This is a genomic window from Amycolatopsis sp. MJM2582 (assembly GCF_000754115.1).
Lineage (GTDB): Bacteria > Actinomycetota > Actinomycetes > Mycobacteriales > Pseudonocardiaceae > Amycolatopsis > Amycolatopsis japonica.
The window spans coordinates 707,057-715,271 of record NZ_JPLW01000002.1 but is presented as its reverse complement, the minus strand read 5'-3'; the positions used below and the strand labels follow the sequence as shown (position 1 = coordinate 715,271).

Sequence of the window (8,215 nt, the reverse complement as noted above, 5' to 3'; positions counted from 1 at the left end):
ACGAAACGCGGGGGCGTCAGCCGACGGAGACCTCACGCCGCCGCGCGGTGGCCGCGGCCGCGTAGAGCCACGCGAACAGCGCCCACATCCCGGCGAAGATGAGCCCGACGGTCACGTACGCGACCGTCCACAGCACCGCGGGCGTCTCCGACTTCCGCTCCCGTTGCAGGAACTCGATCTCGGACATGAACGGGCGCGTGCCGGACGTCGCGTCGATCGACGGCGCGTTCGCGGCCGGGTCGGCGGGCGCGTAGATCGGGGCGAGCCCCATCACCCGGTTCGGGACGTGCACGCGGATCCCGGTCTTCCACTGGCCGAACACCGGCAGCGGCTGGGCCGTGCGGTACACCCCGTCGCCGATCTTCTCCAGCGGCGCGGTGAAGAAGTCGCCGCCCTGCCAAGCGAATCCGTTCAGCCATACGGCGTCTTCGGCCAGATCGGGCCGCGAGATCGTGACGGTCGCGTCGACCCAGCGAGGCGTGCCGCCGCCGTGCGGGTTCGAGATCGGCAACCCGGTCGCGGCCTCGGTCAGCCGGACGTCCGCAGTGAACCCCGGTTCCGGATCGGCCGGGACGGCGACCGCCGACATCAGCGCGACCGCGCCCAGCGCGCCGACGAGCCCGACCGCGTGCCGAGGACCGGCCGCAGGCACCAGCGTCGCCGTCTCCTCCACTCGCTGGTACTGCCAGACCCCGATGAACGCGCCCGCGAGCGCCGCGCCGGTCCCGAACAGGACGAACAGCGGCAGATGCGCCGTGGGCCAGGGGTTCGGCATCAGCCATCGGGTGAACGCCGCCTCGGCGAGCATCCCGGCCGTCCCCACGAGCAGACCGGCGACGGCGGCGAAGGTATAGCCCTGCCGGTTGCGCATCGCGAAGGCGACGACCTCGATGATCACCGCTTCGGCGACGTACGGCAGCAGCGACGCCACGTGCAGGTCGGCGAACAGCGGGATGACGGCGAACGAAGCACGGGAGGCGAGGAAGACCGCGAGGACGATCAGCGCCCCGCCGGGACCCCAGGAAAGCCGGCCGTAGGTCAGCGTCCAGGCGCCGATCAGGCCGACTAGCACGACCTGAGACAGCATCGGGAACTGCGGGACGCCGAGATCGAACTCCATGAGGAACGCCGAAGCGCCCATCATCCAGGCACCGGCGAGGACGGGGCCGAGCAGGCGCACGACCGGTCCGGTCGCACCGACCTGGCGCGCCTCGCCGAGCAGCAGTTGCAGACCCAGCACGACGCAGACGCCGCCGCCGATCATCAGGACATGCGTCGGCCCCCATTCGGTGACGTCCTGGCCGAACAGGCGGTGCCAGACGTCGTCGAGCGGGAAGCCCGCGATGCCGACCAGCCCGGTCGCCATCATCTGGATGGACCCCATCGGCGCCCGCCAGTGCGGGCCGATCTTGAACGTGCGCTTGGGCAGATCCTTCGTGGCCAGGGTCGCGCTGAGCACGCCGCTGGCGAAGATGCCCATCAGTCCGAAGTAGATCGGGTAGTGCGACGGGTTCGCGAGCGGGCCTTCGTCGCGGCCGAGTTCCATGTGGATCGGCACGTCCCAGTAGACGCCGATCAGCGCCGACATCCCGGACAGGAAGGCGACGAACATCGGCAGTGCCGCCCAGCGCGGCAGACCGGTGAGCCCGGCCATCCAGTCCGCGACGCGACCGAAGACCGTCCGCTTCCCCGCGCGCTCGCGAAGCACGAAAAGGGCCAAGGGCAGGAAGACCGCCGTGAACATCAGGCCCGCGATGACGATCTGCCCGAATTGCGCTCCGCCGGCAGGCGGGCTCTCCTGAGCCATGAACACCGGTCTCGCCTTCCTGCTAACCTGAGTAACTGTTACCTTGGGGTAACACGATAGGTGCAAGGTCCCGGCCGGGCAAGCCGGGGCGTACGACTTGGAGGGACCTCGATGCGGAGGATCGGCGGGATCACCGTGGCCGCGCTGTTGGCCGTGACCGGCTGCTCGGGAACGACCGGCCCCGAACCGGCCACCGGCACCCGGACCGTCAAGTTCTCGATCACCGAGGGCAAGCGCACGGCAGGCCCCGAGGAGGTCGCGGTGCGCACCGGCGAGAACGTCGCGCTCGAAGTCACCTCCGACCAGCCGGACGAACTCCACGTCCACGGCTACGACAAGGCAGCCCAGCTCTCCCCCGGCGTTCCGGGGACGGTCGCCTTCACCGCGAACATCGACGGGATCTTCGAGGTGGAACTGCACAAGAGCGGCGCGGCGGTGACCAAGCTCCGGGTGAGCGGATGATCCTGGCGCACGGACTCGGCGGGCGGTCCGACCTGCCGGTCCCGCTGTGGCTCGCGCTCTACGCGGGAGCAGCGGCCGTCGTGGTCTCGTTCTTCGCGCTCACCGTGCTCTGGAAGAAGCCCAAACTGCGCGGCGCGGACGCCGGACGGCCTCTTCCCCTTGGTCTGCAACGGTTCGTCGACAGCGCGTTCTCGCGGGTCGCGTCGGGCGTGCTCGGCGTGGTGTTGTTCGCTGGGTTTCTGGCGATGGCGTGGGGCGGCCCCGACAGTTCGGCCGACAATCCGGCTCCCGCCTGGTTCTACGTCTGGTTCTGGGTCGGACTCGTTCCGCTTTCACTCCTGTTCGGCCCGGCCTGGCGGCGGTTGAATCCACTGAGGACGGTTGCGTCGCTCATCCCGTCCCGGCACCGCGAACTCCCGGACCGGCTCGGCTATCTGCCCGCGATCGTCGGCCTCCTGGCGTTTTTGTGGCTGGAACTGGTGTTCCCGCACTCGGATTCGCCTCGCGCGATCGCTCTTTTCGGCACCGTGTATGCCGTTATACACATTGCGCTCGGCGTGGTCTTCGGTCCGCGCTGGTTCGACCGCGGTGACGCTTTCGAGGTCTACGCTCGCCTGATCGCGGCCCTCTCCCCGTTCGGCAGGCGGGCCGACGGACGTCTGGTGGTCCGGAACCCGCTGGACGGCCTGCTCACCGTCTCCCCCGCGCCGTGGCTGACCGCACTGGTGCTGGTAGTGCTCGGCTCGACCGCGTTCGACGGTCTGACCCGGCTCCCGTTCTGGACGTCGCTGGACGCCGGCGTCCTCGGCGGCACCGCCGGGCTCGTGGTCTGTATCGCGCTCACCTATGGCGCCTACGCGGGCGCCATCAGCTTGACCAGGCCGTACCTGCGCCGCGGATTCGATCCGTATCCCGCGTTCGCCCCGTCGTTGATCCCGATCATGGTCGGCTACACGGTCGCGCACTACTTCTCGTTCGCCGTGTTCTCGGGGCAGCAGGGCTTCGGCCGCGCGATCGACTACACGGTCGTGTCGACCGGCGTGATCGCGCTGGTGCAGATCGCCGGAATCGTCGCCGGGCACGTGCTGGCCGTAACCTCGGCACATGATCGTTCCGTCGGCGTGCTGCGCGCGAACTACGTCAAGGTGGGCCAGTACCCGATGCTGGCGCTGATGATCGGCTACACCGCGCTCGGGATCGCGCTGGTCTCCGGCTCATGAGCATCGCGGCGCGGGTGGTGATGATGCACCAGGGCGGCTGGGACGAGATCCTGATCTTCGTCGGCCCCGTGGTGATCATCGGGCTGCTCATCTATGTGGCGCGCAAGCAGGTCCCGACTACTCCTGAGGACGAAGAAGACTGAGGGGGACGTAGTCACCGCCGGCCAGCGCCGCGGTGAGATCAGGGTACGTGGACGCGCTGCCCATGAAGCGTCCTTGGACAACCCGGAGGTAGACACCGTCCAGGGGAAAGACGACCACGAACTTCGACCCGGCGTTTCCCCGCAGCACCGCTCCCTTTCTCAGGTTGTCGAGGAACTCGATGATGTCGCGTTCGATCTCCTGCGCGAACTCGCGCTGATCGTCCCGCGTCAGGTCGTACAGGTCGGTGTCGATGTCGTAAGTGGCGCTCTTGCCGGTCACGGGGTCCAGTGCCTCGAACGCCAGCCCGAGCCATCGGCGCGGCTCGACGTCCACGACGGCACGCCAGTCTGAGCCGCCGAGCTCCCACCTCGATTCCGCGACCTCCTCCACGTGAAGCTCGCGCAGGAAAGCGAGGAGCCGTCGGCCTGACTCAAATTCCATGACCGGGTCCGCCGCCGAGAAGCAGCGCCCCGGCCAGCTCGGTCACCTCGTCCCGCGACCGGCCGCCGTGGTCCGCGGCCATGAAGTGCTTGCCGATCAGGAGCGAGAACGCGAGCAGGCAGCGGGCTTCGACCTCGTCCTCGTCGGTGAAGATCTCGCGCATGAGGGAACGCAGGTAGTCCATCCGCTGGTTGTCGACCCGCCGAAGGCGGTCGGCCACCGCCTCGTCGCGCCGGGCCCAATCACGGACCGCGAGGTCGATCGGCAGCAGACGCTCGCCGGCGAGCAACCCCGCGCGCCGGATCTTCGCCCTGGCGTCGCCGCCTTCGCTCTCGACGCTTTCGAACAGCAGCTCGGTGCTCATCCGTTCCCAGGTGGCGAGCATTTCCTGCAGGAGCGTGCCTCGATCGGCGAAATGGCCGTAGAAGCCGCCCTTGGTGACGCCCAAGGCTTTCGCGAGAACCTCGACGCGGACCGCGTCGGGACCTCCGGCGGCGAGGGCGGTCAGCCCCGCGCCGATCCAGGCGCTCGGCGGGGTCCGGGTTTCGGCGGCCATGGGATCACCGTATCTCCCGTCACTCCAGCACCACGAGGACGATATATACGCTACCGTACAGATGGCGGAAGTACTGGGAGGAACTACGACGATGACTGTCGGATTCGTGGTGGCGGCATGAAACTCGCGGAAACGGCCCACACCACCCGCGCGTGGCGGATCCACGAGATCGCCGGGGACTTCGACCTCGAAGACGTCTGGGCGCTCGAAACACCCGGCGGACCGGACGACTTCGGCAAGCTGGTGAAGCAGTTCTCGTCGGGGAACTTCCCGGACGGGTCACCGCTACCCGTCCGGGCGTTGTGGGCGCTGCGATGGAAGCTCGGCGGACTGCTCGGCCTGGACAAGCGGAGTTCGGGTCTCGACACTCGAGTGGGATCGCTCCGCGGCAAGCTGCCGCGAGAACTCCGCGACACGCCCACCGGCCCGGATGAGGACTGGTTGCCGTTCACCCCGCTCTACCGGCTCGAAGACGAGTTCGCCGCCGAAATGGCGAACCGGACCATGCACGGCGTCATGCACATCGCGTGGGTCGAGGACGGGCAGGGCGGGTACCGCGGTCAGATGGCGGTGCTGGTCAAACCCAACGGCCTGTTCGGCCGGATGTACATGGGGTTCATCAAGCCGTTCCGGTACCTGATCATCTATCCGGCGCTCATGCGGATGATCGCGCGGGAATGGAAGGGCAACTCTTAGCTCCGCACTCGCGTGATTGAAGCCGCAACTCGCGTGATCAGAGACGGAACACCCGAGTGCGGCCTCCAATCACGCGAGTCACGTCTTCGTTCACGGACAGTTCAAGAGCGGCGCGTGCTCCGCACCAGCGTCATATCCTTGTCCCGCACCGGTTCATGGCAGTGCGCGCACACGGTCTCCGGCGCGAGCACCTCACCGCACGAATGCCGCCACACCGTCGGCGGCGGCCCCTCGGTGACATACGCGTCGCCCCACGCCATCAGGTTCAGCAGCACATGGTTCAGCGCGCGTCCCGCTTCGGTGAGCACGTACTCGTAGCGCGGCGGATGCTCCTCGTAGAGCCGTTTTTCGAGGATCCCCGTCTCGACGAGCTTCCGCAGCCGCGCGGTCAGGATGTCCCGGCTCGCCCCGGTGTTGCGGACGATCTGGTCGAACCGCCGTGCCCCGAAGAACACCTCACGCAGCGCGAGCAGGCTCCAGCGCTCCCCGATCACCTCCATCGCGTTGGCGATCGAGCAGTCCCTCGGTCCTTCGGTCATGCGACCAGCGTAAACCCAGTGAGTCTTGATTTCCAACCCACTCGGTGCCACAGTGAGTTGGAGATACCAACTCACTACTGGAGGCAGCCGTGCACGACGCGGTCATCGTCGACGCCGTCCGTACCCCGATCGGCAAGGGCAAGCCCGGCGGCGCCCTGCACGAGATCCACCCGGTCCAGTTGCTCGCCCACACGTTGCGGGCGCTCGTCGAGCGCAACGGACTCGACCCCGAGCTGATCGACGACGTCATCGGCGGCGCGGTCGACCAGGTCGGCGAACAGGCCCAGAACGTCACGCGGTGGGCGGCGCTCGCCGCCGGACTGCCGGAATCGGTGCCCGCCACCACCGTCGACCGGCAATGCGGGAGCAGCCAGCAGGCGGTGCACTTCGCGGCGCAAGGGGTGATGGCCGGCGCGTACGACGTCGTCATCGCCTGCGGCGTCGAGTCCATGAGCCGGGTCCCGATGTGGTCCAACGTGCTGCCGGGCACCGATCCGCTCGGCCCGGGCGTCGCGGAGCGCTATCCGGAAGGTCTGGTGCCCCAGGGGATCAGCGCCGAACTCATCGCCGCGAAGTGGTCGCTCAGCCGGGAAGCGATGGACGAGTTCGCGCTGTCCTCGCACCGGAAAGCGGCGCGGGCACACGAACTCGGGCGCTTCGCGAGCCAGATCGTGCCGATCGAGACGCCGTCGGGCCGGGTGTCCACCGACGAGTCGGTCCGGCCGGGCACCGACCTCGAAACCCTCGCCAGACTGCGCCCGGCGTTCCAGGACGCGGACGTGGCCGCGCGTTTCCCGCAGATCGACTGGTCGGTGACCGCGGGCAACAGCAGCCCGATCAACGACGGCGCCTCGGCCGTACTCATCACCTCCAGCGAGACCGCCGCCCGGCTGGGCCTCCGCCCGCGCGCCCGCCTGCACAGTTTCGCCGTCACCGGATCCGACCCGCTGCTCATGCTCACCGGCGTCATCCCGGCGACGGAGAAGGTGCTGCGGCGCGCCGGGCTGAGCCTGGCGGACATCGACCTGTTCGAGATCAACGAGGCCTTCGCCAGCGTCGTGCTGGCGTGGCAGCAGGAAACCGGAGCCGACCCGGCCAAGGTGAACGTCCACGGCGGCGCGATCGCGCTCGGCCATCCGCTCGGCGCGAGCGGGACCCGGCTGATGGGCACGCTGGTCAACGCGCTGCACCACCACGGCGCCCGGTACGGCCTGCAGGCCATGTGCGAAGGCGGCGGCCAGGCCAACGCGACCATCCTGGAGGCGTTGTGACCGACCGGCTCCCCAGGAAACTGAAGGAGCACCCTTCGGTACAGGCGGTGCTCGCGAAACCGCGGGACAAACCGTCGCCGGTCATCGACGCCGCCTGGCTCAAGGAGATCTGCCTCGCCGCCGGAGCCGACGACGCGGCCGCTGTCTCCCTCGACCACCCGGATCTCGCAGGAGAGCGCGAGCACGTCGAGCGCGCGCTGCCCGGTACCAAGACTCTCGTCTCGCTCGTGGTGCGGATGAACCGCGACGACGTCCGCTCCCCCGCCCGCAGCGTCGCCAACCAGGAGTTCCACCGCACCGGCGAGATCATCAACGAGGCCGGGCACACGATCGTCCGGACCCTGCAGGACGCCGGATACCGCGCGATCAACCCGTCGGCGACGTTCCCGATGGAGATGGAGCACTACCCCGGCCGGATCTGGGTCGTCGCGCACAAGACGGTCGCCGTCGCGGCCGGGCTCGGCGCCATGGGGCTGCACCGCAACGTCATCCACCCGAAATTCGGCAACTTCGTGCTGCTGGCGACCCTGCTCGTCGACGCCGAAGTGTCCACCTACGGCGAGGCGATCGACTACAACCCCTGCCTGGAGTGCAAGCTGTGCGTCGCCGCCTGCCCGATCGGCGCGATCTCGAAGACCGGCGAGTTCGACTTCCTCGCCTGCTCGACGCACAACTACCGCGAGTTCATGAGCGGCTTCACCGACTGGGCGCAGACCGTGGCCGACAGCGAGGACGCCGCCGACTTCCGGTCCAGGGTGAGCGATTCGGAGAACGTGTCGATGTGGCAGAGCCTCGCGTTCAAACCGAACTACAAGGCCGCGTACTGCATGGCGGTCTGCCCGGCGGGCGAGGATGTGCTCGGGCCTTACCTCGAAGACCGGCGCGGCTTCCTCGGAACCGTGGTGAAACCGTTGCAGGACAAGGTGGAAACGCTGTACGTACGGGAAGGCTCCCCGGCGAAGGCATACGCCGAACGCCGCTTCCCCCACAAGCCGGTGAAGGAGGTCGACGGCGGCTACCCGCGGCGGTAGGGCCATCCCTACCCCATGCCCGGGGGCCTGTCCCCTGTCCGGCGCCGT

Annotated in this window: 10 protein-coding genes; 6 read left to right on the top strand and 4 right to left on the bottom strand. The window is 68.6% G+C overall.

The window, feature by feature from the left end:
* Positions 1-16 precede the first annotated feature (16 nt).
* Positions 17-1,807 (bottom strand): hypothetical protein, encoded by a 1,791-nt coding sequence (locus tag ED92_RS13590; protein WP_235213264.1) that lies wholly within the window; start codon positions 1,805-1,807, stop codon positions 17-19.
* 111 nt (positions 1,808-1,918) lie between these two features.
* Here ED92_RS13590 and ED92_RS13585 point away from each other — a divergent pair, with 111 nt between their 5' ends.
* Genes ED92_RS13585 through ED92_RS42990 form a run of 3 tightly spaced genes read left to right on the top strand, consistent with a single transcriptional unit; the run spans position 1,919 to position 3,632 of the window.
* A complete protein-coding gene (locus ED92_RS13585) occupies positions 1,919-2,269 on the top strand; it encodes a hypothetical protein (protein WP_037337640.1) in 351 nt (116 codons plus the stop codon).
* Positions 2,266-3,489 carry a hypothetical protein gene (locus ED92_RS13580; RefSeq protein WP_037337637.1) on the top strand — a complete coding sequence of 408 codons (1,224 nt, stop codon included), beginning with the start codon at positions 2,266-2,268 and terminating at the stop codon, positions 3,487-3,489. The genes ED92_RS13585 and ED92_RS13580 overlap by 4 nt, the downstream gene beginning before the upstream one ends.
* The gene (locus tag ED92_RS42990) at positions 3,486-3,632 is read left to right on the top strand and encodes a hypothetical protein (RefSeq protein ID WP_162836890.1); all 147 of its coding nucleotides are present in this window, start codon (positions 3,486-3,488) and stop codon (positions 3,630-3,632) included. The genes ED92_RS13580 and ED92_RS42990 overlap by 4 nt, the downstream gene beginning before the upstream one ends.
* On the opposite strand, the gene ED92_RS43140 is transcribed toward ED92_RS42990, so the two are convergent.
* Both ED92_RS43140 and ED92_RS13570 read right to left on the bottom strand, forming a co-directional pair.
* On the bottom strand, positions 3,607-4,074 hold the full coding sequence (locus ED92_RS43140) for a hypothetical protein (protein ID WP_152610923.1): 468 nt from the start codon (positions 4,072-4,074) through the stop codon (positions 3,607-3,609). The two genes, ED92_RS42990 and ED92_RS43140, sit on opposite strands and share 26 nt — an antisense overlap.
* Entirely contained in the window at positions 4,064-4,630 is a 567-nt protein-coding gene (locus ED92_RS13570; protein WP_037337634.1) for a TetR/AcrR family transcriptional regulator, read from the bottom strand. Before ED92_RS13570 ends, ED92_RS43140 begins: the two co-directional genes overlap by 11 nt.
* Positions 4,631-4,747: 117 nt before the next feature.
* On the opposite strand from ED92_RS13570, the gene ED92_RS13565 reads away from it, so the two are divergent.
* The gene (locus ED92_RS13565; protein WP_037337631.1) at positions 4,748-5,326 is read left to right on the top strand and encodes a DUF2867 domain-containing protein; all 579 of its coding nucleotides are present in this window, start codon (positions 4,748-4,750) and stop codon (positions 5,324-5,326) included.
* A 101-nt stretch (positions 5,327-5,427) separates the two neighbouring features.
* Here ED92_RS13565 and ED92_RS13560 read toward each other — a convergent pair whose 3' ends face one another.
* On the bottom strand, positions 5,428-5,865 hold the full coding sequence (locus ED92_RS13560) for a helix-turn-helix domain-containing protein (protein ID WP_037337628.1): 438 nt from the start codon (positions 5,863-5,865) through the stop codon (positions 5,428-5,430).
* An 89-nt stretch (positions 5,866-5,954) separates the two neighbouring features.
* Between ED92_RS13560 and ED92_RS13555 the strand changes: the two genes are divergently transcribed.
* Together ED92_RS13555 and ED92_RS13550 are read left to right on the top strand one after the other, a co-directional pair.
* The gene (locus tag ED92_RS13555) at positions 5,955-7,136 is read left to right on the top strand and encodes a thiolase family protein (protein WP_037337626.1); all 1,182 of its coding nucleotides are present in this window, start codon (positions 5,955-5,957) and stop codon (positions 7,134-7,136) included.
* The gene (locus ED92_RS13550; protein ID WP_037337623.1) at positions 7,133-8,167 is read left to right on the top strand and encodes a 4Fe-4S binding protein; all 1,035 of its coding nucleotides are present in this window, start codon (positions 7,133-7,135) and stop codon (positions 8,165-8,167) included. Before ED92_RS13555 ends, ED92_RS13550 begins: the two co-directional genes overlap by 4 nt.
* Positions 8,168-8,215: the final 48 nt, after the last annotated feature.